This window comes from Marinobacter daqiaonensis (assembly GCF_900115285.1).
Classification (GTDB): Bacteria; Pseudomonadota; Gammaproteobacteria; order Pseudomonadales; family Oleiphilaceae; genus Marinobacter; species Marinobacter daqiaonensis.
This window is the reverse complement of sequence record NZ_FOYW01000001.1, coordinates 1,433,347-1,457,252: the sequence shown is the minus strand read 5'-3', so window position 1 is coordinate 1,457,252 and position 23,906 is coordinate 1,433,347. Positions and strand designations below refer to the sequence as shown.

General features: G+C 60.6%; 22 protein-coding genes. 10 read left to right on the top strand and 12 right to left on the bottom strand.

What is annotated here, in order from left to right:
• Positions 1-84 precede the first annotated feature (84 nt).
• From BM346_RS06750 to BM346_RS06735, 4 genes are all read left to right on the top strand, one after another.
• A complete protein-coding gene (locus BM346_RS06750) occupies positions 85-1,245 on the top strand; it encodes a phosphoglycerate kinase (RefSeq protein WP_092010033.1) in 1,161 nt (386 codons plus the stop codon).
• Between the two features lie 174 nt (positions 1,246-1,419).
• Positions 1,420-2,484, top strand: a complete 1,065-nt coding sequence (fba, locus tag BM346_RS06745) for a class II fructose-bisphosphate aldolase (protein WP_092010031.1) — start codon at positions 1,420-1,422, stop codon at positions 2,482-2,484.
• 319 nt (positions 2,485-2,803) lie between these two features.
• Positions 2,804-3,775 (top strand): DnaJ C-terminal domain-containing protein, encoded by a 972-nt coding sequence (locus BM346_RS06740; protein ID WP_092010029.1) that lies wholly within the window; start codon positions 2,804-2,806, stop codon positions 3,773-3,775.
• A gap of 11 nt (positions 3,776-3,786) precedes the next feature.
• Complete coding sequence (locus BM346_RS06735; protein WP_092010028.1) at positions 3,787-4,128, top strand: chaperone modulator CbpM; 342 nt, start codon at positions 3,787-3,789, stop codon at positions 4,126-4,128.
• Between the two features lie 192 nt (positions 4,129-4,320).
• Here the strand turns inward: BM346_RS06735 and BM346_RS17905 are convergent, their stop codons facing one another.
• Positions 4,321-4,491: a DUF6435 family protein gene (locus tag BM346_RS17905; RefSeq protein ID WP_139229910.1), complete on the bottom strand. Its 171-nt coding sequence runs from the start codon at positions 4,489-4,491 to the stop codon at positions 4,321-4,323.
• Between the two features lie 185 nt (positions 4,492-4,676).
• Here BM346_RS17905 and BM346_RS06730 point away from each other — a divergent pair, with 185 nt between their 5' ends.
• The 3 genes from BM346_RS06730 (at position 4,677) to BM346_RS06720 (ending at position 7,277) form a co-directional block, all read left to right on the top strand.
• Entirely contained in the window at positions 4,677-5,399 is a 723-nt protein-coding gene (locus BM346_RS06730) for a DsbA family protein (RefSeq protein WP_092010026.1), read from the top strand.
• Positions 5,400-5,522: 123 nt separating this feature from the next.
• A complete protein-coding gene (trhO, locus tag BM346_RS06725) occupies positions 5,523-6,536 on the top strand; it encodes an oxygen-dependent tRNA uridine(34) hydroxylase TrhO (RefSeq protein WP_092010024.1) in 1,014 nt (337 codons plus the stop codon).
• Positions 6,537-6,548: 12 nt separating this feature from the next.
• On the top strand, positions 6,549-7,277 hold the full coding sequence (locus BM346_RS06720) for a DUF481 domain-containing protein (RefSeq protein ID WP_092010022.1): 729 nt from the start codon (positions 6,549-6,551) through the stop codon (positions 7,275-7,277).
• Between the two features lie 36 nt (positions 7,278-7,313).
• Here BM346_RS06720 and BM346_RS06715 read toward each other — a convergent pair whose 3' ends face one another.
• The 4 genes from BM346_RS06715 to BM346_RS06700 all read right to left on the bottom strand — a co-directional run bounded on the left by BM346_RS06715 (position 7,314) and on the right by BM346_RS06700 (position 12,450).
• On the bottom strand, positions 7,314-8,072 hold the full coding sequence (locus tag BM346_RS06715; RefSeq protein ID WP_092010020.1) for a substrate-binding periplasmic protein: 759 nt from the start codon (positions 8,070-8,072) through the stop codon (positions 7,314-7,316).
• Between the two features lie 83 nt (positions 8,073-8,155).
• The gene (locus BM346_RS06710; protein WP_092010018.1) at positions 8,156-9,103 is read right to left on the bottom strand and encodes a YbgA family protein; all 948 of its coding nucleotides are present in this window, start codon (positions 9,101-9,103) and stop codon (positions 8,156-8,158) included.
• Positions 9,104-9,193: 90 nt separating this feature from the next.
• A complete protein-coding gene (locus tag BM346_RS06705; RefSeq protein ID WP_092010016.1) occupies positions 9,194-11,413 on the bottom strand; it encodes a glycosyltransferase in 2,220 nt (739 codons plus the stop codon).
• The gene (locus BM346_RS06700; RefSeq protein ID WP_092010014.1) at positions 11,410-12,450 is read right to left on the bottom strand and encodes a lysylphosphatidylglycerol synthase transmembrane domain-containing protein; all 1,041 of its coding nucleotides are present in this window, start codon (positions 12,448-12,450) and stop codon (positions 11,410-11,412) included. Before BM346_RS06700 ends, BM346_RS06705 begins: the two co-directional genes overlap by 4 nt.
• Before the next feature lie 163 nt (positions 12,451-12,613).
• Between BM346_RS06700 and gloA the strand changes: the two genes are divergently transcribed.
• Positions 12,614-13,159 (top strand): lactoylglutathione lyase, encoded by a 546-nt coding sequence (gene gloA, locus BM346_RS06695; protein WP_092010012.1) that lies wholly within the window; start codon positions 12,614-12,616, stop codon positions 13,157-13,159.
• Positions 13,160-13,186: 27 nt separating this feature from the next.
• On the opposite strand, the gene BM346_RS06690 is transcribed toward gloA, so the two are convergent.
• The 7 genes from BM346_RS06690 to BM346_RS06660 form a co-directional block, all read right to left on the bottom strand.
• Entirely contained in the window at positions 13,187-14,731 is a 1,545-nt protein-coding gene (locus BM346_RS06690; protein WP_206675682.1) for a hypothetical protein, read from the bottom strand.
• Positions 14,732-14,733: 2 nt separating this feature from the next.
• Complete coding sequence (locus BM346_RS06685) at positions 14,734-15,681, bottom strand: DMT family transporter (RefSeq protein WP_092010010.1); 948 nt, start codon at positions 15,679-15,681, stop codon at positions 14,734-14,736.
• Entirely contained in the window at positions 15,678-16,331 is a 654-nt protein-coding gene (locus BM346_RS06680; RefSeq protein ID WP_092010008.1) for a LutC/YkgG family protein, read from the bottom strand. The genes BM346_RS06685 and BM346_RS06680 overlap by 4 nt, the downstream gene beginning before the upstream one ends.
• Positions 16,328-17,761 carry a LutB/LldF family L-lactate oxidation iron-sulfur protein gene (locus tag BM346_RS06675; RefSeq protein ID WP_092010007.1) on the bottom strand — a complete coding sequence of 478 codons (1,434 nt, stop codon included), beginning with the start codon at positions 17,759-17,761 and terminating at the stop codon, positions 16,328-16,330. The genes BM346_RS06680 and BM346_RS06675 overlap by 4 nt, the downstream gene beginning before the upstream one ends.
• Positions 17,758-18,537 carry a (Fe-S)-binding protein gene (locus tag BM346_RS06670; RefSeq protein ID WP_092010006.1) on the bottom strand — a complete coding sequence of 260 codons (780 nt, stop codon included), beginning with the start codon at positions 18,535-18,537 and terminating at the stop codon, positions 17,758-17,760. Before BM346_RS06670 ends, BM346_RS06675 begins: the two co-directional genes overlap by 4 nt.
• Before the next feature lie 141 nt (positions 18,538-18,678).
• A complete protein-coding gene (locus tag BM346_RS18380) occupies positions 18,679-18,975 on the bottom strand; it encodes a ComEA family DNA-binding protein (protein ID WP_092010004.1) in 297 nt (98 codons plus the stop codon).
• A gap of 568 nt (positions 18,976-19,543) precedes the next feature.
• Positions 19,544-21,679: a TonB-dependent receptor plug domain-containing protein gene (locus tag BM346_RS06660; protein ID WP_092010002.1), complete on the bottom strand. Its 2,136-nt coding sequence runs from the start codon at positions 21,677-21,679 to the stop codon at positions 19,544-19,546.
• Positions 21,680-21,891: 212 nt separating this feature from the next.
• Between BM346_RS06660 and BM346_RS06655 the strand changes: the two genes are divergently transcribed.
• A complete protein-coding gene (locus BM346_RS06655; protein ID WP_092010000.1) occupies positions 21,892-22,452 on the top strand; it encodes an isochorismatase family protein in 561 nt (186 codons plus the stop codon).
• Positions 22,453-22,517: 65 nt separating this feature from the next.
• Complete coding sequence (locus tag BM346_RS06650; RefSeq protein ID WP_174805149.1) at positions 22,518-23,900, top strand: nicotinate phosphoribosyltransferase; 1,383 nt, start codon at positions 22,518-22,520, stop codon at positions 23,898-23,900.
• The last annotated feature ends 6 nt before the right edge of the window (positions 23,901-23,906 follow it).

Below are 23,906 nucleotides of genomic sequence, written 5' to 3'. Positions count from 1 at the left end.
TTTTTCTTTTGTTTTTTCCGCGTCGTTCCGCGGATTCCGCGGCAAAAAATCTCTGTCTTTAACCTGAAACAACGGAAACAGACTATGGCCATCAAGAAAATGACCGATCTGGATCTTGCCGGTAAGCGGGTGCTGATCCGGGAAGACCTGAACGTGCCCGTCAAGGACAGCAAGGTAAGCAGTGATGCCCGTATCCGCGCCTCTCTTCCCACCATCAAGGCAGCACGGGACGCCGGCGCTAAAGTCATGCTGATGTCCCACCTGGGCCGGCCGGAGGAGGGCGTCTACGACGAGGCTTCCTCAATGAAACCGGTGGCGGAGCATCTTTCGGAGCTGCTCGGTCAGGAGGTCCGCCTGATCAGGGATTACCTCGACGGTGTTGATGTGGCCGAAGGGGAAGTGGTGTTGTTCGAGAATGTCCGCTTCAATAAGGGCGAGAAGAAGGACAATGAAGAGCTGGCGAAAAAATACGCCGCACTTTGTGATGTCTATGTAATGGACGCCTTTGGCACTGCCCACCGTGCCCAGGCCTCCACCCACGGTGTGGCGAAATTCGCGCCCGAAGCCTGTGCCGGCCCTTTGCTGGCAGCGGAGCTCGACGCCCTGGGCAAGGCCCTGGACAACCCCGCCAAACCGGTAGTGGCCATCGTGGGCGGCTCCAAGGTGTCCACCAAGCTGGACGTGCTCAACGCGCTTGAGAAAGTGTGCGACCAGATCATTGTCGGCGGGGGTATCGCCAACACCTTTCTGGCGGCGGCGAACAAGCCGGTAGGCAAGTCCCTGTGTGAACATGACCTGGTGGATACCGCCAGGGAAATCGCGTCACGGGTTGAGATTCCCCTTCCTGTGGACGTGGTGGTCGCGCCGGAATTCGACGAGAACGCCACGGCGACGGTCAAGAACACCTCGGATGTGGCGGAAGACGACATGATTCTTGACGTTGGCCCGGAAACCGCAGGCGAATTTGCCCAGCTGCTTAAAAACGCCAAGACCATTCTCTGGAACGGCCCGGTGGGTGTTTTCGAGTTCGACAACTTCGGCAACGGCACCCGGGCCCTGGCCGAGGCGATAGCCGAGAGCGACGCTTTCTCCCTTGCCGGTGGCGGTGATACTGTGGCGGCGGTTGACAAGTATGGTGTAGCTGACAAGATTTCCTATATTTCCACCGGCGGTGGTGCCTTCCTGGAGTTCGTGGAAGGCAAGACTCTGCCTGCAGTAGCAGTATTGGAAGAACGGGGCGCCTGATTTGGTGCCAGCCGCCAGGGAGCGGTGAGGCTTTCCGGGACACGCCGTGGATCCGTCCATGGAGGCTCTTCGAAAACGTCCCTGTTTTCGAAGGTCCCGGAAAGCCTCCCCCCTCCCTGGCTCCGGTACAATGTGACCGGCCTCGACGAATACATATTATCAAGGAGAAAATCCATGGCTCTGATTTCGATGCGGCAGCTGCTGGACCATGCCGCCGAGCGTGGTTACGGTGTACCCGCTTTTAACGTGAATAACCTGGAACAGATGCGTGCCATCATGGAAGCGGCGGACAAGACCGACTCCCCGGTTATCGTCCAGGCTTCCGCCGGTGCCCGCAAGTACGCCGGAGCGCCCTTCCTGCGCCACCTGATCCTGGCGGCGGTGGAGGAGTGGCCCCATATACCGGTGGTCATGCACCAGGACCACGGTACCAGCCCCTCCGTGTGCCAGCGCTCCATCCAGCTGGGCTTCAGCTCGGTCATGATGGACGGCTCCCTCGGCGAGGATGGCAAGACTCCCACGGACTATGAGTACAACGTGGATGTGACCCGCCGTACCGTTGAAATGGCCCATGCCTGTGGCGTGTCTGTAGAGGGCGAGCTCGGCTGCCTTGGGTCCCTCGAAACCGGTCAGGCCGGTGAAGAGGACGGCATTGGTGCGGAAGGTACCCTGGATCACAGCCAGATGCTGACGGATCCGGAGGAAGCGGCGGACTTCGTCAAGAGGACCCACGTTGATGCCCTGGCCATTGCCATCGGCACCAGCCATGGCGCCTACAAGTTTACCCGTCCCCCGACAGGTGACATCCTGGCCATCGACCAGATCAAGGCGATCCACGCCCGTATTCCGGATACTCATCTGGTCATGCACGGGTCCAGCTCCGTGCCCCAGGACTGGCTGGAAATCATCAACAAATATGGTGGTGAAATCCCTGAAACCTACGGCGTACCGGTCGAGGAAATCGTCGAGGGTATCAGGCATGGCGTTCGCAAGGTGAATATAGACACCGACCTGCGCCTGGCCAGCACCGGTGCCGTGCGTCGCTTCCTGGCCGAGAACAAGGCCGAGTTCGACCCGCGTAAGTTCCTCAAGGAGACGGTAAAGGCCATGACCGAAATCTGCGTGGCCCGCTACGAAGCTTTCGGCACCGCCGGCAACGCCAGCCGGATCAAGCCGATCAACCTGGAGGACATGTACCTGCGCTACGAGGCGGGAGAGCTGGATCCCAAGGTCCGGTAACGCCTTTTTTGGCCACGGAATCCACGGAAGGACACGGAAAAAGAAAAGAGAAAAGAGAAAAAAGATCAGCCACGGACAGGCACGGACGAAAAGACAGAGAAAATCTTTTCCAGTTGTCCGTGCAAGTCCGTGCAAGTCCGTGAGTGTCCGTGGCTGAAGCTCTTTCTTTCCGTGTCCTTCCGTGGATTCCGTGGCCAACAACGTTTTTCCTCAGTACCGCTGATCCCCGTCAATTCTCCCCCCTAACCACCTTGTAATTTTGTTTTTCGCGTCAAATATAGAGTCAGAGATCACTCTTTGACCAGATGCGAGGAGTTCGATGGACTTCAAGGACTATTATGCCGTTCTCGGTGTGAGCGAATCCGCCACGCCCGAGGAAATCAAGAAAGCCTACCGGAAGCTGGCTCGTAAATATCACCCGGACGTCAGCAAGGAGGCGGACGCCGACACGAAGTTCAAGGATGTGGGCGAGGCCTACGAAGTTCTGAAAGACCCGGAAAAACGGGCTGAATACGATCAGCTGCGCAAGTATGGGGCCCGGGGCGATGGCTCTTTTGAACCGCCACCCGGCTGGCAAAGTGGCGCTGGTTTTGGCGGAGGTGGTTATACCGGCGCCGACTCCAGTAACTTCAGTGACTTTTTCGAGGAAATCTTCGGGGGCGGCCGAAGGGCCGGCGGATTCGGTGGTGGCGGTTTTGGCGGCTCTCGTCAGAGTATGCGCCGGCGCGGCGAAGACGTTCATGCCCGGCTGGCGCTGTTCCTGGAGGAGGCCTATCATGGTTGTGAAAAGCAGGTTCAATACACCGTTCAGGAAGTGGGCGATCACGGCCGTGTGATCTCCCGGCCGAAAAACCTGAAGGTGAAGATTCCTGCCGGCATGCGGGACGGCCAGCATATTCGCCTGAAGGGCCAGGGTTCACCGGGCATTGGTGGCGGCGAAAACGGCGACCTCCTGATTGAGGTGGAACTTGCGCCCCATCCGCAGTTCAGTGTGGATGGACGGGACCTCCTGATTACCGTACCCGTCGCCCCCTGGGAGGCGGCACTGGGGGCCAGCGTTACCGTTCCCACTGTGGGCGGCAAGGTGAGTCTCAAGGTTCCCAAGGGATCCAGCAGTGGCCGGAAGCTGCGCCTGAAGGGCAAGGGGCTGCCAGGCAAAGAGCCGGGGGACCAGATCGTGGTCCTGCAGGTAGTCATGCCGGAGAGCCACAGTGAAGAGGCCGAGAAGCTTTATAAACAGCTTGCGGAAGCCGAAGAGCATTTTGATCCACGCAGCAAGCTTGATGTGTGACAGAGGGTAGGATGAGCAGAAAAGAAACCATTGTGACGGTAGAACTGGATGACCCGGCCGGCACCTTCACCCTCCGGGAAATCTGCGAGCGCGGCGAATGCCACGCGGAGTTTGTGATAAAGCTGGTGAGTCACGGGGTCATCTCCCCTATCGAGGACAGCCCCAACGCCCTGGACTGGACCTTCGACTTGCCAAACCTTGCCCGTTTGCAACGGGCGCGGCGGCTCCAGCGCGACCTGGAGATCAACCTGCCGGGCCTGGCCATGTCCCTGGACCTGCTGGACGAGGTGCGCGACATGCGCCGGGAAGTCGACCGGCTGAACCGCCTGCTGGATCAGTTCATTACCGACTGACGTTTTTTACCACGGAATCCACGGAAGGACACGGAAAGAAAGAACTTCAGCCACGGACACTCACGGACTTGCACGGACAACTGGAAAAGATTGACTCTGTCTTTTCGTCCGTCCTTTTCCGTGTCGTCCGTGGCCAATCCGTCTCTTATCTTTTCTTCCGCGTCCTTCCGCGGATTCCGCGGCAAACCCCCGTCATTTCTTCTCCAGGGCCTGTATCTCCCGGTACAGCGCCTCCGCTTCCTCCATCAGGGTCGAGTGGGTCCGCAGGTCGCCGTTGCGTTGGGCGTGCAGGGCCTTGGCGAGCTTTTCCTCGTAGGCTTTCTGCAGTTTCTTCTTCGGGTCGCTCTTGAGAAATCCGAACATGATCGTTTCCAGGTTTTGTGTGTTTGGTATTCCTCTGGTTCATTATCTTCTACGTTGGGTTTCACGTCGGGTTCACAAGCCCGCCGGGTTGCTGCTGGTGTCACCGTTGTTCGCCGCTCCAAAACACCTCACAATAGCCTTCTTTAAGTGCCATCCACACAACTGCGACTGACCAGGGAGATATCATGGGCGAAGCCAAGCGAAGAAAGAAAGAGGGGGCACCGGCGCCAAAGGAAAAGCCGTCTCGCAAGGTCTCGGTACTTATCGGGCTGGCCTTCCTGCTGGTCGCTATTGTGACAGGCCTGTATTACCTGACCAGGCCCCCGGCGCCGGGTTCGGGAGAACTGCCGCAGGTGTCTGCAGACACACCATCGTTCCCCCAGGAGCTGGACCGGTTCGGAGTTTCAGTGGGGCCGGAAGACGCCAAGGTGGTGGTCCGTGAATTCGCCGACTATCAGTGCCCCGCCTGCGCCCGCTTCGCTGAGGCCGCTCAGCGCCTGAAGGAAGAGTACGTGGAGCCCGGCAAGGTGCGGTTCGTGTTTTTTGATCTGCCCCTTCGTCAGCACAACAATGCGGTGCCAGCCGCCATGGCGGCGCGCTGTGCGGGCGACCAGGACCAGTATTGGGCGATGCATGACCGGTTGTTCGCCGAACAGTCGGCCTGGGAAACCAGTGACAACCCACAGCAGATGTTCTCGGAATACGCCGAGGACCTGGGACTGGATACGCGCCGGTTCAATCGCTGCATGGACTCCGAGCTCCACCTCGAAGATATCGAGAACAGCCGCCAGGTCGCCATGCAGCTGAAGGTTGCCAGCACACCCACCGTGCTGGTGAACAACATCCCCCTCAATCGCCCCGGCTGGGCGCAACTGTCGGCCGTGGTGGAGCGTGAGCTGAGTCGCTGATTGGCCATCGCGCCGCCATTTGGTTAAAATCCGCCCGATTTCGCGGCACCGGCTTTCCGAAGCTGGTGCCGCCCTGTTTCAGAACCATGCTCCGGATTTACGCTCCGGCCCGCAGGAGACACCATGACCCAGAACATTGTTGTCTGCGCACTCTACAAGTTCGCAGCGCTGGATGATTACCAGCAGTTACGCCAGCCCCTGCTGGACCTGATGCTCGACAGGGACGTCCACGGCACTTTGCTGCTGGCCCGGGAAGGTATCAATGGCACCATCGCCGGAAGCCGCGGGGGAATCGATGCGATCAGGGCCTGGCTTGGCCGGGATGAACGCTTTGACGGTATCGACTACAAGGAATCCCATGTGGATATCCAGCCGTTCAAACGCACCAAGGTGAAGCTCAAGAAGGAAATCGTCACCATGGGCGTGGAGGGAATCGATCCCAAGCGCATCGTAGGGACCTATGTGGAACCCGGGGACTGGAACGATCTGATTTCCGACCCCGACGTATTGCTGATTGATACCCGGAACCAGTACGAGGTTGAAATCGGAACCTTCGAGAACGCGAAGAACCCGGCAACCGACACCTTCCGTGAATTTCCCGACTATGTCGCGAAGCAGCTGGACCCGGAAAAACACAGGAAAGTGGCGATGTTCTGCACCGGCGGCATTCGCTGTGAGAAATCCACAGCGTTCCTTCGGGAACAGGGCTTCGAGGAGGTTTATCACCTCAAGGGCGGCATTCTCAGGTACCTGGAGGAAGTGCCCCCCGAGAAAAGCCTGTGGCGTGGCGAGTGTTTCGTTTTTGATGATCGCGTGACCGTCAACCACAACCTCGAACGGGGCGGATACGATCAGTGTCATGCCTGCCGTCGCCCCATTACCGAGGAAGACAAGCAAAGGCCGGAATACGAACAGGGAGTGAGTTGTCACCACTGCGCGGACCTTATGACCGAAGAGCAAAAGGCCCGGTTTGCGGAGCGAGAGCGGCAGATTCGCCTGGCCCGGGAGCGGGGCGAGGTTCACGTGGGAGGTGAAGCGGCCCGGGTTATTGCGCAGCGAAAGGCCCGCAAGAAAGCCGAGCGCGCCCGCCAGGCCCTTCAGAGCCGGCAAGGCGAGGCGACATCAGACCACTCATAGCCCGGAGGTAGAATGGGTCTTACCCGATATACGATGGCAGCGGCGCTGCTGCTGCCCGTGGCCGTCACCGCACAGGACCGTAACTGGACGGGCGAGGCCGAACTGGGGCTGCTGGTGACCACTGGCAACTCTGAGGAAACCAATCTCAAGAGCCGACTTGGCCTGCTCCAGGAAACCAGCCAGTGGCGCAATAGCGGGGAATTCCGCACGGCCTATACCGAAGCGGATGATGAAACCACTTCGGAGCGCTATCGGATTGAAGGCGAGACCGACTACAAGTTTTCCGAGTTCCAGTACTGGTTTGTCCGTGGCTACTTCGAGGATGACCGGTTCTCCGGCTACGACTTCCAGTCATCCGTCACCACGGGTTATGGCCACCGGGTCTGGGAATCCGGCGACCGTTCATTCCTGGACCTGTCCGCCGGTGTGGGTTATCGCTTCAACAAGCTGGAGGTTCCCGATCAGGATGGTAACCGGGATGAAGATGCGGTTATCGGCCGGCTGGCGGGCCAGTTCGACTACGCCCTGTCGGAAAACGCACTGTTTCGCCAGGAGCTGAGCACGGAATTCGGATTGACAGAGAATAACGTGATCACCGAATCGGCGACGTCGGTGCAGGCCGGCATTGCCGGTAACCTCTCCATGAAGGCGGCCTACCGGGTGTACCACGTTTCCGACGCGCCCCCGGCTTCCGAAAAGACCGACACTGAAACCTCGCTTTCCCTGCTCTACGGCTTCTGATCCGGTGGTGACAAAGCGGCTATTGCTGCCGCTTTGTCACCGGTAGGCCTGGATGATCCGCTCCAGTTCCCCCGAGATCCGCATGCGCTCCAGCTCCTGGTTGACCAGGGCTGCCATAGGGGCGTGACGGGGCGGGAACATCAGGCGATAGGCGACCTCATCAAAACGGATGGGCGCTTCCTCCAGGCTGTCGGCCCAGCGGGGGTTATTCTTCAGAACCCAGTAGCCAGCGTGGAGGTTGCTGACCGCTCCTGTAAACCGGTCCCCGCCCTGGTAAAGCCGTTTGAACAGGGCGCGCTGTTCCTGCAGCGGGATAATATCCACAGAGCCTTCCCGTAGTTTCTGTTGCAACCAGGGATAGTGGAAGCCCAGTCGTGTCAGCAGCGTACCTTCAAGGTCGTGGACGGAATCGATCTCTCTGGCTCTGTCCTTGTGAACGAACAGAGCGTCGCGGGTCATCATGACGGGTTCCGTGAACAGAAACGCGTCCGGGTCGTCGGTCCATTCAATGGCGCGCATGGTGACATCCGCATGGCCCTCGTGGAGCAGGCTGTCGACGCGCTTGGGTGGTAACTGGATGGCCTGAAGTCCGATGTCGTGGCGGTTCGTGATCGCCGCCAGAACGTCCCAGAAAATCCCTGAAATCCGGCCGTCGGCATGAATGATCGTAAAGGGCGGGTACCCACCGGTACTGATGTTGAAAACCAGTGTCTCCGGAATCGGCGCATCCTCGCCATGGGCCGGACTGAGTCCGACCATCAGCACCAGGGCAGCGAGAGCGCGAATTATCGGCATCTGGAGGGGCTCGTGGCGGCGTTTACGCCACTACTATAGTCTCTGCCTCCCGCTTAAGGAATTCCAGTGTCCCGGACGGGACACTAGATCCGATTCCTCAGGCCGAGGTCGTCGGGATAGGGTGCGAGGTAATGCTGGGTGTCGAGGTAATCGATGGGCTCGCGGCGCTGGGCCATTCTCAGTAGCGTCATGGGCACGATCAACGGCACCTCACCCCGGTGGTAGGCCTCGATCTGCTCCATGAGGACCTTGCGGTCCTCTTCGCCCATGGAATCCCGCAGGTATCCCATCAGGTGCTGCATGGCGTTGACGTGGGAACCCCGGGTGACGCGCCTGGTCATGGCCTCCATGAAGAGGGTGATGTAACGCTCCGCTATATCTTCAAGGGGCTCCGCCTTCAGGTCTCCCAGTAATGGCCCCAGCTGGCGGTAGATCCGCTCCGAGTGGGCCAGAAGCTGGAACTTGTGGCGGGTGTGGAACTCGATCAGGGCCTGGGGCGCCAGTTTTTCCCCGGCCACATTCTGTAACCAGTCGTCATAGGCGAAGACCCTCTCGATGAAGTTTTCTCTGAGCTGGTCATCATTGAGGCGGCCTTCCTCTTCCACTGGCATCAGCGGATAGTGGCGTATCAGGGCCTCCGCAAACATGCCGCGTCCATCCCGACGGGTAACATTGCCCTCCGGATTGTGCACCTTGATCCGCTCCATGCCACAGGACGGCGATTTGGCCATCAGGATATAGCCCCGGAGATTTCTCAGGGAGGGCAGGATATCATCGATGAACGATTGCATGGCGCCGGTGTGGTCTTCGCCGCCTTTGACTTCCACCAGGTGCAGGCCATCGGTATGTTCCCGCAGGTGGATGGCCGGTCGCGGCACACCCAGCCCGGCCTCCAGTTCCGGACAGATGGAGCGGAAATCGAAATAGCGGGACAGCACCTGGGTACAGAAGCGGGAGTGCTTGTGGCCACCATCGTGGCGAACTTCCCTGCCGAGAAGACAGGTGCTGATGCCTACAGGGATCTGACTCATGGGTGCGGGCTCCCGTGGATAACCTGATGAACCTTTATACTCTACCTTATACGACAGTCCGGCGGTTATCGATGACTCCCGAAGGCAACTTCAGGAGCTGTTATCGGCCCGGCTTGCGAGCAGGTGGGCGTAGATTTCCTTCACCCTGCCGGCGAAGTTTTCCACGGAATGATCCCTGGCAAAGGCCAGGGCATTGGCTGACAGTTCCTTGCGCAGGGTGTCGTCCTCCAGAAGCATCTGGACGCGCTGTCGCCAGAGATCTTCCCGCTCCGGCGTCTTGTAGCCGTTGTGCCCCTGCTGGACCACATCGTCGATACCGCTTGAGCGCACCGCCACCACGGGCATGCCTCCCGCCATGGCTTCCAGGATAACCATGCCCTGGGTTTCGGACTTGGACGCAAACAGAAAAACGTCGCCGAGGCGATACCAGGTGGCCATGTCTCCGGGTTGAACGGCCCCCACCAGGGTGATGCAGTCGGCCATTTCAAGCTCGTTTATGCGGTCCTGCAGCCGGTCACGCTGATGCCCGTCACCAATCATCAGGAAACGGAAGGGCCGCTCGGTCTTCAAGCGAAGCTCACTGAGGGACTCGATCATGAAGTCGATGTTCTTCTCGTTGGAGAGCCGGGCCACGCTGATGAACACCCGTTCCTCTTTCCTGATGCCGAGTTTTTCCCGCAACGCGGTAATGTCCGCATCGGGAACCTCCCGGAATTTCCCGAATTCGATGCCCGTGGGCTGGACGAACGTGGGTGTTTTCACCCCGATCATCCTGAGGTATTCCTCCGTGGAGTAGGTGGGCACGATGACACCGTCACACTTGTTGGCAAAGCGCTTGATGAGGGCATGGGAAATCAGGTTACGGAACAGCAGCCCCGGCAGTGGCACGAAGTGGGCATAGTGCTCCAGGCGGGTGTGATAGGTGTACACGGCGGGCACGTTGAGCCAGCGGGCCAGGAACAGCCCCAGGGAACCAAGCCAGAAAGGGTGATGAAGGTGAATCACGTCCGGCCGGAACTTGCGTACCTGGGTACGGATGCGCCGGAGGAATATGTTGGCCATGCGGAACTCGCGCTTCGCGCCCACCGACAGCAGGGAGGGCACCCGAACCACGTGAAACTCTTCTTCCGGCTGGTTCTGGTAGCGGGGAGCGATCACCAGGACCTGATTGCCCAGTTTCACCAGCCCCTGCCTCAGCCTCTCGATGGAAATGGGCACCCCGCCGATAAAGGGCAGGTAATTGTTGGTGAACATCGCCACCCGCAGCGGCCTGTCCAGCCAGGGGGTGGGGTCCAGGTCGTAGTTGGGATAGTAATCCCGGTCCTTGAAAACCCGCGTGTACAGTTTGATCGCCAGTATCGTCAGCACGCTGACGACCAGGATGAAGTTCAGAAAGCCGGTGTAAAAGATGGAGTAGACGACAAACCAAAGGCTTTCGAGATGGCGCAGTACCGGATGCTGCCTGCTCTCCAGTGGCACCAGTTCGGCGCGGATCTCCTCCGGCGTGACCGTGACCATGACGTAGTGGTAGAAACTGCTGTCGGTATTGAGTACCAGGCCGCCGGCCCCGCCAGTGGTGATGAAACGGGTGCCGGCCACTTCCCGTTCCGCCCAGGTGGCGAGGTTGGCGGAGAACACCATATCCACCCGATACTGCCTGAAAAGCTCCAGCAGGGCATTGCGGAAGGCTTCCGGCTGAACGTAGTCATCCCTCGCCTCGAACAGCAGGGGGTCATCCACCTCAAACAGTGGATGACCCAGGAAGACCACGCGGTGCCCGGAGCTGTCCTGGGAGAGCAGGTCGCTCAGCCAGCGCACCTGCCACTGCCAGGGCGTCTTTCCGGTGCTGTCCAGGAAGATGAAGCGGGTATCGCCGGTCCGGAAGCTGAAGAAATGGGGACCGAAGTGCTCGTAAAAGCGATAACTGCCAAAGGTGCTGTGCTCGTTGTCGCCGAAGGTGAGCAGGTAGGGAATGTCGAGGTGCTGGAGCGTGCCGTAGAGTGCCTGGTATTTGTCTTCACCGCCATTACTGACGGCGTTACCCGCGGAGACCATGAACCGGGCATCACTGTTGTTGATATGGGGAATGATGCGTTTTTCGAACATGCCCACCGAGTTACTGATATTGCCCACCACAGCGAACCGGAAACTCTCATCGCCCTCCAGGCGCTCATGGATCCGTTCGAGCTGGTCTGTATGAACGCCTTCGAATTCCGGCAGGACATAATTCAGGTACGCCTTGTAGCCCAGCAACAGGACAACCACGATGACGTTCAGGTAGAACAGGACTTTGAGTGGATTGCGGGTCATCGCTTGTGACTCCTGGTGAGGTCCCTCTGCAACAGCAACAGGCCGATCAGCATGCCGAGATAGATCGTGACCACCCGCCAGGCGACGGTTACCAGCACCAGATGGTCGCCCCCCAGCAGACCCCGGAAAAAACTGCCAAAGACCCCTTCGGAGATGCCCGATGCCCCGGGCGTTGGGGAGAAGTACATGATGAAGGTGGTGACCACCAGCAGCCCAAGCGTGTTCAGCCAGGAAACGTCGTATCCGAGGGATGTGATCAGCACCCAGGGAAAGCTGAACAGGCTGGTCAGGAAAAGGGCGGTGAACACGACCGATAGCCCGACATAGCGCCGTTCACCCCGAATATAATAGCCGAAACTCCGGGAAAACCTCATCATCTCCCTCCGCGCCTTGAACTGCCAGCGCCGGTGGCGCTGCGGGCTGATCAGGTGCCAGCGATCCAGCAGGGTCAGAGAGCCACTGAGAGGCGGGATCAGCCAGCGGGCGCGGAACAGAACCACCGTGAAGAACCCCAGGTACAGCACAATCAGGATGGCCAGGATCCAGCTGATGTCACCGAGCAGGGGTTGCTCCTGCAGAGCCGGCAGGGTAACCAGGAAAATCGGCGCCAGGGAAAATATGAAGATCACGGCCAGTACGGTCCGGATGGTGGTGGCGGCCGTGGCATAGCCCACCGGCACACCTTCCCGCTGAAGATACCAGATCTGGGCAAATCCCCCACCGGTGGCCATGGGCGTGATATTGGAGAAGAAAATATTGATAAAAACCAGCCGGGCGATTGCCTTCAGCCGCACCCGGTAGCCCAGGGCGCGGAGCGTGAAATAGAGGCGCAGACCGTCGCTGGAGAAGTAGACAAGCAGCAGTCCGGCGATTGCGGCGATGGCTCCGGGGTCGAGCAGGCGCCAGTCGAAGGTCAGGCTGCGGTCAGCGAACTGTCGATAGACCACCCACAGGCCCGCGGCGGTCAGGCCAACAAACAACAGCGAAAAGAGCGCCAGTCTCTTGCCTGAAGTGGATGCCCATCGCTGAGATTTCATCGTGATCCTGTTGCCCGCTGAAAACAGGCCACAGTTTATCCTTGCGTGAAGGCGAGTTGCCACCGGGAAACCGAATATTCACGGTCTTGAAATCCGACCGGACGGCACGCAGGTATACCGGTTGTGGCAAATGCATTTCTTCAACCGCAGAGGAGCTCCCCCAATGCCCCGACATTTTGAGCAGGCCCCGGGTCTGTATGACGCCGCGGTACCCGAAACCGAAGGCTACGTCTTCAACCAGACCATGATGCGCATCAAGGACCCGGAGCGGTCACTGGATTTCTACACCCGGGTGATGGGCATGCGCCTGGTTCGCAAGCTGGAATTTCCGGAAATGAAGTTCACCCTCTATTTCCTGGGTTACCTGGATGATCGCGAGGCCCAGAGGGTTCCGGAAGACAACGCTCACCGCACCACCTATACCTTCGGCCGCGAGGCCATGCTGGAACTGACCCATAACTGGGGCACCGAAAACGACCCGGACTTCGCTTACCACAATGGCAACGACGAGCCTCAGGGCTTCGGTCATATCGGCGTGGCGGTCCCGGACGTCTATGGGGCCTGCGACCGCTTTGCGGAGCTGGACGTGGAGTTCGTCAAGAAACCGGACGACGGCAAGATGAAGGGGCTGGCCTTTATCAAGGACCCGGATGGCTACTGGATCGAGATCCTGCAGCCGGACATGCTGGAAAAGCAGCGCAAGCAGTAGTCCGCGAATTACCCGGACGGGACGCTATCAGCGTTTCCCGCCGGGCAGGAAGCGGCGGACGAAGCCGGCCGCGGCCGCAAAGGGCAAAGCGGTGCGGGGCAGGTACGGAACCGACCACAGGCCGCCATGGATGGCATTGTCCATGAACAGCTCGTAGGGGTGATCCAGTGGCGTGTCAGGCCGGGAACAGGCCTTGTCGTACCGCAGTTCATGCACCCAGAGAGCCGCCATCAGAGCATTGGTGGTTTCCGGCGCGAACACCTCCACATCGAACAGGTCGGCGCCGGCAAATCCTGCTGCCAGTGACAGGTTGCTGACAACCGAACGGGTCGTGGTTGACGGCGCGATATTCATGACCGCGTACCGACCCTCAGCCCGGGATACCGTGGCCCGCCACTGCTGCAGGCGCTTGGCCAGGGCGTAGTTAGGCCCCTGTTGCGGAATGGTGCTGTCGACAATGCCGTAGCGTTTGCCGTTGTCGCTTTCGTAAAGGCGCGTGACACCCGGGGCGAAAGCATGGGGACCGAGCGGCCACTGGCAGGCGCGGGTCAGCAGGGACCGGTTCTGCCAGGCGCTCATTACCCGTTCCGCCACCTGTTCAGGCACGGCGAAGCTGTCGGTAGGGGTGGCCATGTAGGCAATGCTGGTTGCCGGGTCTGCTTGCTGCAGCCGGCTGGCGATGGCATCCATGGCGACGGAAACCCGGGTATGCTTTTCACCATGGAGGTAGGCCAGGCAGCCCACATCCAGGGGTTTGCCGAAGCTGGCCAGCCAGTGTGCAATATCCGGCGTCCTGGTCAACAGATTGGCCCCGAGTCCCGGTTGCCATCCGCTCTCAATGCTGGCTTCCGTCAGCTCGCTGTCGGCCTCCACCGGCGCATGGAGCACGCCATTGCCCTCACGGACCAGTTGCAGAATGCGCTGCCAGGGCGCCGAGGCCGGCACGTCCACCGCAAGAATGCGGGCCCGCCACCGGGTCAGCCAGCTCAGCGGTCCCGCTTCGGAAGCCGCACCCAGCAGGGCGAAGGTGCGATCGGACAGGTCGAACCAGTGTGGGTTGTCCAGGCAGCGGTGTAGTGCATCCGCCGCGGATGGCTCCATGACGCCACGAACCACCCAGCGTTCCAGCTGGACCCTCAGCCGTTCTCCGGAAAGTTGCTCGCCATTGACGGGGACCGCCCAGGGCGCGGGGCCATCGGGACTGCGCCCGTTGATGGTCAGCGTCCCGAAGGGGGTGTCCGGCTGGGCCATGGCTTCATCGAGGGACGCATCCCCCTGCTGTGTGCTGAACACGAACTGCCGATGGGTCTCCGCCAGACCGGTCCGGGCGATGCCCAGGGCATTCTCCGGGCTTGCCAGGCCGAGCTCCACCAGGTGGTGGAAATGGGTGACGTACTCCTTGCGCCAGTTGCGGGTGCCCTGGACAGCATTGGCGGCGTCTTCCGACACGGCCCCGGCGGCGGCGGTAAGAATGACCCGTGATGCTTCCGAGGTGCTGCGCCGCCCACTGCCGGCTTTCCGGGGAAAGGCGATGCCCAGGGCCTGGTTTTCCTTCTCAGGTTGTGCCTGCATGGTCAGGACTGATTCTCCTTGCTTGCGGATTGGGACTGGCTGCTGACGGACGCGATGATCACCGCCACCGTCAGGATGATAGCACCGGCAATGCCGATATTGGCCAGAACTTCTCCGAGGATCAGCCAGGCCAGCAGGGCCACGAACAGAGGCTCCAGGGTGACGATGATACTGGACAGCGTTGCCGGTGTGGTCTTCATCGCGGTGAAAAAGCACAGGTAGCCCACACAGGTGGGCACTACCCCAATATAGGTCACCATCAGCCAATGTTTCAGTTTGAGGGTGCCAAGACCCGCAAAACCGCCGGACAGCCAGGCCACCGGCAACAACAGCAGTGCTGCCACCAGAAAGCAGATAAAGGCAGTGGTATAAACCGGGGTGCCGGCGGAATTGTAACGACTGGTGAGGGTGAAGCCGGTGTACACCAATGCGGCCAGCAATGCCATCAGTATGCCTGTCAGCCGCAGGGTACCGGTGGTGTCCATATCGCTGGCCACCAGCATGGCGGTACCGGCGATGGCGGAGACCAGACTCAGTACCGTGATCAGGCGGGGCTTCTCCCCCAGTAACGGTGCCGCCAGGATGGCCACGAACACCGGGGGCAGGCACAGGGATATCAGCGTGGCGATGCCGGCGCCGGTCAGATCAACGGCAAGCAGATAGCTGCCCTGATAGAAAGCCTGGAACATCCCCAGCCCCGCCAGTACCAGCAGCGCAGTGGGTCCGGGCCGGGGCAGCAGGTGGCGTCCGGGTTGGCCGGCACCACCGGCACTTATCTGTCTCAGTTCCCGCACCATCAACAGCCAGAAAAACGGCAGGGCCACAACCAGCCGCAGCAGGGCGAGCGTAATGGCCTCCAGTTCCGTGGTGGCGAACAGGAATTTTGCGACAATACCGGTGGTGGCCCAGAGCATGGAGGCCAGGGCAATCAGCAGGACGCCCCGGATCATTCCAGTATCAGCACTATCAGCTCTTTGGGGCCGTGAACCCCGTAGGCCAGCGTCTGCTCAATATCGGCGGTCTTGGAGGGGCCTGAGACCAGCAGGGCATTGGTGGGCATACCGGCGGACCAGTCCTGTTCCCGTATCGCTTCGTGCAGGGTGGTGTAGAGCTGGTCCGCCCGTAGCAAGGCGATATGAACCGGAGGCACCAGGCTCATCAGACGCGGCTCCGCCACGGTTGGCCAGAGGATCAGCGAGCCGGTCTCGGCAATGCCGCCCCGGGTCGAGGTGAGGCTGGCGTCGACTTCCTCAAAGAGGTGCGCCTGCCAGCTGGAAATCGGCTCGTCGTAGATCATCAGTTCCGGCAGGTCACCCCGCTGCGCCTGCCGCAGGCTGTCGCCCGGATCGCCGGCGTTGCCGACGAGCAACTTGCGGGTCCCCTTTTGCGCAAGTATCTCCGCCAGGCAATCGATCCAGTTATCCGCCGGGCACTGGTGAACCTCGCCATGAACCGGCTCGATCGCTTCCCGGAACCTTCGGACCTTCTCCCCGGTGCTCCATTGCGGCCGTTCCAGCACAGAGAAGTCCCTTGCCGGCGCCGTCAGCTCGCCTCCGGAGCGATGCCGGAGCCGGTTGAGGATGGCATCCCGGGCGCTCATGAGTCGCGCTCCTTCAACCGCTGGTGAAGGGTTTTGGAGGCGAGCCGGGGGGCGGTGCGAAACCGGGTCCAGGCGCCCAGTTTGCCGGGCTGCAGGCGATTGAAGCGACTGGCCAGGGCGGTACCCATCCGGTAAGCCGCCGGATGGGCGTGAACCCATTGCCAGGTTTTCCAGGCAAGGGCCTCTCCGGCGTGTCGCTTGCTGCCATGGCCCCGGACCCGCGCCGGATGCAGCTGGTCACCGTTCACCGACTCCTGGCGCAGGCGTACCAGCAGATCCGGTATGGGGATCTTTACCGGACAGACTTCCCCGCACGCGCCGCAGAGACTGGATGCCGACGGGAGGTGCCGGGTTTCATCGAGGCCCAGCAGGTGGGGCATCAGGATCTTGCCGATGGGGCCCGGATAGGTGGTGCCATAGGCGTGGCCGCCGATCCGTGTATACACGGGGCAGTGGTTCATGCAGGCGCCACAGCGGATACAGCGCAGGGTATCCAGCAGCTGATCGTCCTGGTAAATGCCGGAACGGCCGTTATCCACCAGCACCAGGTGTACTTCTTCCGGACCATCGAGTTCCTCGGTCTTGCGGGGCCCGGAAATCATGTTGACGTAGGTGGTGATGTGCTGGCCCGTGGCCGAGCGGGTCAGCAGTGCCAAGAGGGCGGTGACATCCTCAAGGGTCGGCACCACTTTCTCGATACCGGTGACCGCGATGTGGCAGGGCGGGACCGTGGTGGTCATGCGGCCGTTGCCTTCGTTCTCCACCAGGCAAAGGGTACCGGTCTGGGCTACCGCAAAGTTGACTCCGGAAATGCCGACATCCGCCGCCATGAACTTTTCCCGCAGCTGCTGGCGGGCGCTGGCGGTAAGGTACTCCACATCATCGGAGCGCTCGGTGCCGGTTTTCTCGTGCATCAGCTCCGAGATTTCACCGGTATTCTTGTGGATGGCCGGCATGATGATGTGGGACGGTGTCTCGTGAGCCAGCTGGACGATGTACTCACCGAGATCGGATTCCAGGGCTTCAATATCCCGCGCCTCCAGGTAATGGTTGAGGTCCATTTCCTCGGAGACCATGGACTTTCCCTTGATCACGCTTCTGGCCTTCCTGGCCTGGCAGATATCCAGAACGATGCGACAGGCCTGCTCGCCGTCCTCCGCCCAATGAACCCTGACCCCGTTTTCCGTGAGCTTCGCCTCCAGCTGTTCAAGCAGGTCCGGCAGTTGGGCAAGGGCATTCTGGCGAATGGCGGCGCCCAGATCCCGGAGCGCTTCCAGGTCCCACCCGGAGAAGGCATTCCGGCGCTTGCTCATCAGGCCATCCATGGCACTGCGGAAGTTCCTGCGGATCTTCGGGTTCTCGATCGCCGCCCTGGCCCTGGGGTGGAACTGGCGGACGTCGGAGGGGGATGCCCCGGTCTGCTGGCTCATGATGATCCCTCGGGTTTGTCGCCGGTGCGTTCCCACAGGAAACTGAGAATATGCTGGCCCTGGAGGGGCTTTCGGTTCTTTTCGGCGTAGCCCGAGATGTTCATCAGGCAGCCGCAATCGGTGGTTACGAAGGTGCTGGCGCCGGAATCCGTCAGGGCTTCCACTTTTTCCGCCACCATGGCACCGGATATGTCGCCGTGACGAACCGCAAAAGTGCCGCCAAAGCCGCAGCACTCTTCGGGGCGCACCTGTTCCGCCAGAGTCACCTGCTCCAGCTGGGCGAGCAGCCTGGGCCCGGTTTCCGCAAGGCCCAGCTCCCGCCGCGCGGAGCAGGACGTGTGCATGGCAACGGTGGCAGGTGAGCCAAGGTCTTTCAGCTTGATGTGGCAGACGTTGAGGAGAAAGTCGGTCAATTCCCAGACCCGGCCGGCCACTTCCGCGGCCAGGGGTGCCTCGGGGGTATCCCGGAACAGCTGGGGGTAGTGCTTGCGCATCATGCCGCCACAGGAGCCCGATGGCACTACGATGGGCCAGTCCTCCGGGAAGAGGGAAAGCTGGCTGCGGGCCACCTTCCGGGCCTCGTCGTGGTAGCCAGAGGTCCAGGCCGGTTGTCCGCAGCAGGTCTGGTCCTCCGGAAACACGACCTCGATACCTTCCCGTTCCAGGAGCTGGATACCCGCCATGCCGGCATCCGGATAAAACAGGTCGATCAGGCAGGTGCCGTAGAAATAGACCTTGTCGGGCTTTGGCGGATAGAGCTTGATGGTGTCAGCCATGGGATCCGGTACAGAATCAGGGAATCGTTGAAGGTAACGATAGGGGTAGCGGGTGGCTGTGTCCAGACGACTTTGGTGGGAGGGGAGCTGCCACGCTCCGGAGAATCGAAAAAAGCCCCACCGGCAGGCGGGGCGGAAGGGTCAGCGGGTGGTGATGCGATTGCGGTTGCTTTCCACGGTCGCATCGCCAATTCCACGCACCCGAGTCAGATCGTCCTCGGATTCAAACGGACCGTTGGCATTACGGTCCGCCACGATGGCCAGGGCCTTGCTTTCGCCAATGCCGTCCAGTACCGCAAGCTCAGCTGCGGTGGCGGTGTTGATATTGACTACGCTGGCTTCCTGCTGCGCGGGTTCCTCGGCCCAGACCTGTGCGGTGACCGGAAACAGGCTCAGAATCAGTGCAAGTGAAGTAAAAAACTGTCGTGTCTTTTTCATGGTTTCTCTGTCGCTGGTTTGTTGGTTACGTTAATGCGGGCTGACCAGCGGCCCAGGCAGATTACCCTGGGCCAGAAACCACGGAACCACGACAAAAACCGCCTCAAGAGGCTGCCAACCATGTGCATCTAAACGGGAAGAGAACGTGCAGATCAAACCGATGGGCAACAAAGAAGTGGTCAGGTGCACGGGCTGGGGCTACTGTTCCCTGTAGCCCCCTTGTCCGCGACCAGACCCGATGCCGATTCCTTCGACACTGCCCATTCCCTGGGCGACATCCTTGCCAGTATTCCCTTGAAGCATCCCTGTACCATTGGGCGTCCTGGCCACCGGTTACCACAATCCCTGATGAATCCGCTGCCACACTCCCTGCAGTAGCCCTCACTCCTTGACTACGCTTTCCCTACGCTGGTCAGTCCATTGCATTCCCTTGGTGACTTCCGTGTACAGGAGCCATTCTACGGATCGGGAGATGCGGGGAAATCAGACATTGTTGCTGCGGCCTGTGAGATAAGGCTTACAAACCTGTAAGCCTCTGCCGGAGGAGGCCCGGAATCGTGTCCGGATGCTAGAATTTCGCCGAAATATCAAAGAAGTAGTGAGTGTCGTCGTTGTAGTTGTTGTCGTAGAACATGATAGGGCCACCGTTGGGGTAATGTTCCAGGCGGGCGGCCACTTCCCAGTTAAAGCGGGGCAGGTAGAACGCCTTGGCGAGGCGCAGGTCAACGCGATTATAGGGGTACTCCCCAAGGTCATGGGCTGTGTACCAGGCCGCGGCTGACGATATATCCCCCGGATAGCGCTGGATCCAGGCAAGGCTGCCGGAATGTTCGGCGCTGAGACGACCCTGCAGCCGCTTGTATAGCCGGATCTCGTTCGCCGGCTTGTTGGCTGGTCCCCGGTACTCGGTGTCCTGGTCCAGGTAGGCATAGGTAAGCCGGACAGTGGTGTCGGGATATTGCACCATGCCCTCGATTTCCAGGCCCTTCTGGTCAATGGCCAGGACGTTGTCCAGATTCCAGCGGGGCTGGGTCACGGTGCTGCCGTCGGGCAGCTCCACGGTCTCCCGATCCACCGCAATGCGGCCGCTGATGACATCGCGAAGCTTGTCGCTGAACAGCTTCACTTCCGTAAAGAGCATTCCCTGGCCCATCCGGAACTGCCCCAGATAGCTGATTTCCCGCGAGGTGATGTGCTCCTCGTCGAGATTGCCGGGGGCAACGAACTCCAGGAGTCGCTGGCCTTCCAGTCCACCGTACAGGGCTTCCGGTGTGACGTTGCTGCCACGGTAACCCCAGTCGGCGTTCTGCTCGAAGGCGTCCGGTGTCCTCACCGCTCTCGAGTAGACCAGCCGAAGGGTCTGGTAGTCAGTGAGCTGGAAGTTGGCCGCCACACGGGGAGAGAAAAAGCTGTCGTCGACGCTGGTGGTCTTCTCCCAGCTGGCGCCGGTATTGAGGGTCAGGCGGTGCCAGGGAGTGTATTCCAGGTTGCCGAAAACAAGGGTCTGGTAATTGCTGCCGGAACCGTTGAAGAACGTGTCTGACTCGAAACGGTCCTCGCGGTAGCCAACCCCCGCGACCATCCGCAGATCCTCGGTCACCGACAGGGTGTCCTGGATTTCGAATTCCAGCCGTTGTTCCTTGATGTCCTGGTTTACATCAGTGCCGAGCTCGGGAAGTCCCTCTGGCTGTCCCAGGTCCTCGGGATCCACAAGACTGCGCCATCGCTGGCGCCGGTTGAAGGTCTGGTGGCCCGCCTGGATGTGAACCTGGTGGGAGTCGCTGAAGCTGTGGGTCCACTTGAGCTGGCCGTAGAAGTCGTCTCCGGTTTCCGCCGGTACGCCGACAATACCGAAGGCCTTGCCGTACTGGGCGGCATCCTCCTCATCGTAGACTTCGACATACCCCAGCCGCAGGTCCAGGGCATCCTGATCGGTCAGATCGTAAGTGGAGCTGTAATTGATGATGTTGAAGCGGTAGCTGTCATCAAATGGCTTTCTGACCTCTGACTTGTCCTGAGAGTCGCCCTCATCCTCAAACCTGTAGTCAAAGCCATCGGACTCCCGGCGCTGAACCGACAGTCGCCAGTCGTGCTGGTCCGCTCCCCCGCCCACGGAGCCATAGGCCTGACGGTAGCCGAGGTCTCCGGCGCGCAGAGACACCCGCGAACCGTGAGTGTCCTCCGGGGAAAACGTAATAATGTTGATGGTCGCCAGGAAGGCGTTGATGCCGTAGGCGGCGGAGTTCGGGCCCCGGGTGATCTCGATCCGTTCGATATCCTCAATGGCTACCGGCATGGCGTGCCAGTCCATGTCGGCGATGTTGGGGCGGTACGCGGTGCGGCCGTCCACCTGGACCTGAAGCCGCCGCTGCTCATCCGCCACAGTGCCGTGATAGCTCACCACGGGCTTGTTGCTCTGCACATAGCCCACAGTCATGCCCGGAACCAGTCGGAACACTTCCCAGAGGTGTCGAATGCCCAGGTCGCGAATCAGCTCGCCGGTCAGCACCGTTGTTGTGGCTGGGACCCGCGACTTGGGCTGGCGCAGCTTGGTGGTGGTGAGGACCTGGGGCATGGCTTCTTCGGAATCGAGGGCAAGATCAAAAGCTGCGTCCGGCTGGGTCTGCGCCGCGCCAAAAGCGGGCATGCACAGCACTGTCATTGCAGTCAGGAAGCGGCCACATTTGCTGGGCTGGAGCGTCATTGGAGCGTGCCGGGTTATGGATTCTGGTTGTTGGTTTTTGCCTCAGCGGCAAGCTGTTCGTTGTCTCACTGACGCAAGAATAACGCAATCTTAATGTTTTGTCCTCGGGGTGAAATGGCCTTGTCTATACTGGATTGCATCCCCAGAGTTGAGGGTAGCAGTTGATAAAACCCGAACGCGCTGATGCCGGCTGTTGCCGGATAGGAGGTTCCGTGAAGGATAAGAACACAGCCCTGCTGCTTGTGGACATACAGAATGATTTCTGTGAAGGCGGCGCCCTGGAGGTGCCGGAGAGCGACGCCATTTTCGACACCGTCAATCGCTGGATAGAACGTGCTCAGGATAACGCCTGGCCCGTTATCGCAAGCCGCGACTGGCACCCGAAAGAGCACTGCAGTTTCGAGGAGCGCGGCGGCCCCTGGCCCGAGCACTGTGTGCAGGATACCCCCGGGGCAACGTTCCACCCCAGGATGCAGCTTCCCGCCGAGGCGGTCCGGGTCAGCAAGGGCACCGCCTTTGAGACTGACCGCTATTCGGCCTTTGACGGCACCGAACTCGACCAGTACCTGAAGCGTCATGGCATCCGCACCGTGGTGGTGGCCGGCCTGGCGCTTGATGTCTGTGTCCAGGCGACGGTCAGGGATGCCCTGGAACACGGTTTCGAGGTTGACCTGCTCGTTGAGGGCACCCGCGCTGTGGACAGGGACAAGGGCTCGAAAGTGCTGTCCGAGCTGGAGGAAAAGGGCGCTAACCTTGTCCGCGAGGCCGCGTAGCCCACAGCAGCTCAAGCAACGGCGCAGGCATGAGTGACACTGGAATTGACGGGAGCAGTATGTCCATGAAAGATCAGCCTTTGATACCGGGGGAGCAGGATCTCTCGTTAATGGTCGACCTTTACGAGCTTGCCATGGCCCAGGCCTACTGGCATGCGGGTATGGACCGGGATGCCGTGTTCAGCCTGTTTTTCCGCAAACTGCCGGATCATCGTAACTTCGTACTGGCCTGCGGCCAGCAGCATCTAGCCAGGGTCATCGAGTCCCTGCGTTTCAGCGACGACCACATAAAGCGCCTGGAGGAACTCGACCAGTTCAGCTCCGGTTTCCTGGACTGGCTCCGCGACTTCCGCTTCAGTGGCACCGTGCGGGCCGTGCCCGAGGGTACGCCGGTGTTTCCCCAGGAGCCGTTGCTGGAAGTCTGCGCACCGGTGGCGGAGGCCCAGATCCTTGAAAGTCTGGTGATGAACTATGTGCATCTGGAATCGACCCTGGCCTCCAAGGCCGTGCGCCTGGTGCATGCCGCGGACGGCCGCCCCGTGGTGGATTTCGGCATGCGGCGCATGCATGGCCTGGATTCCGCCTGGCGTGGCGTTCGCGCCTACCGGCTCGCCGGGCTGGCCGGTACCAGCAATGTCCTGGCCGGCGGCGATTTCGGACTGCCCATAAAAGGCACCATGGCCCACAGTTTCATCCAGGCCTGTGAAGATGAAATGAAGGCCTTCCGGCTCTACGCCGAGCTGTACCCCGGCACCATCCTGCTGGTGGATACCTACGACACCCGGACCGCGGTTGGCAACATCATCCGCTGGATGAAGGAAAATCCCGATGTGGACATCGGTGGTATCCGCCTGGATTCCGGCGACCTAGGCGAGGAAGCCCGTGATTGCCGGGCCATGCTCGATGAAGCCGGGTTCAAGGATATCAAGGTCATGGCCAGTGGTGGCCTGGACGAGTACGAGATTCAGGAGCTGGTCGCATCCGGCGCGCCCATCGATGGCTTTGGTGTGGGCACCGCCATCGGTGCGGCCAAGGACTCTCCTGCCATCGAACTGGCCTTCAAGCTCACCGCCTACGACGGCGAGCCCAGGATGAAAAAGTCCACCGGCAAGACCTCCTGGCCGTGCCCGAAGCAGGTTTTCCGGCGTTACGACGACACCGGTCGCATGGCGGGGGACATCATCACACTTGAAGAGGAAACCGCCGAAGGCGATCCACTGCTCAAGCCCCTGATGGAGAACGGCGCCCTGGTGGAGGGGGCGATTGCTCCCCTGGAAGACCAGGTGGAGCATGCCCGGCGGGCTTTCGGGTCACTGCCGGACCGGATCCAGAGCCTGGAGGAGCCGGACGAGCCCTATCCTGTTTCCTTCAGCGACCGGCTCACCGAGGCCCAGAAGCAGACCCTGAGCCGGATCGAGCGTATACAGGAAGAGAACAGAAAGAAATAGCAGGGC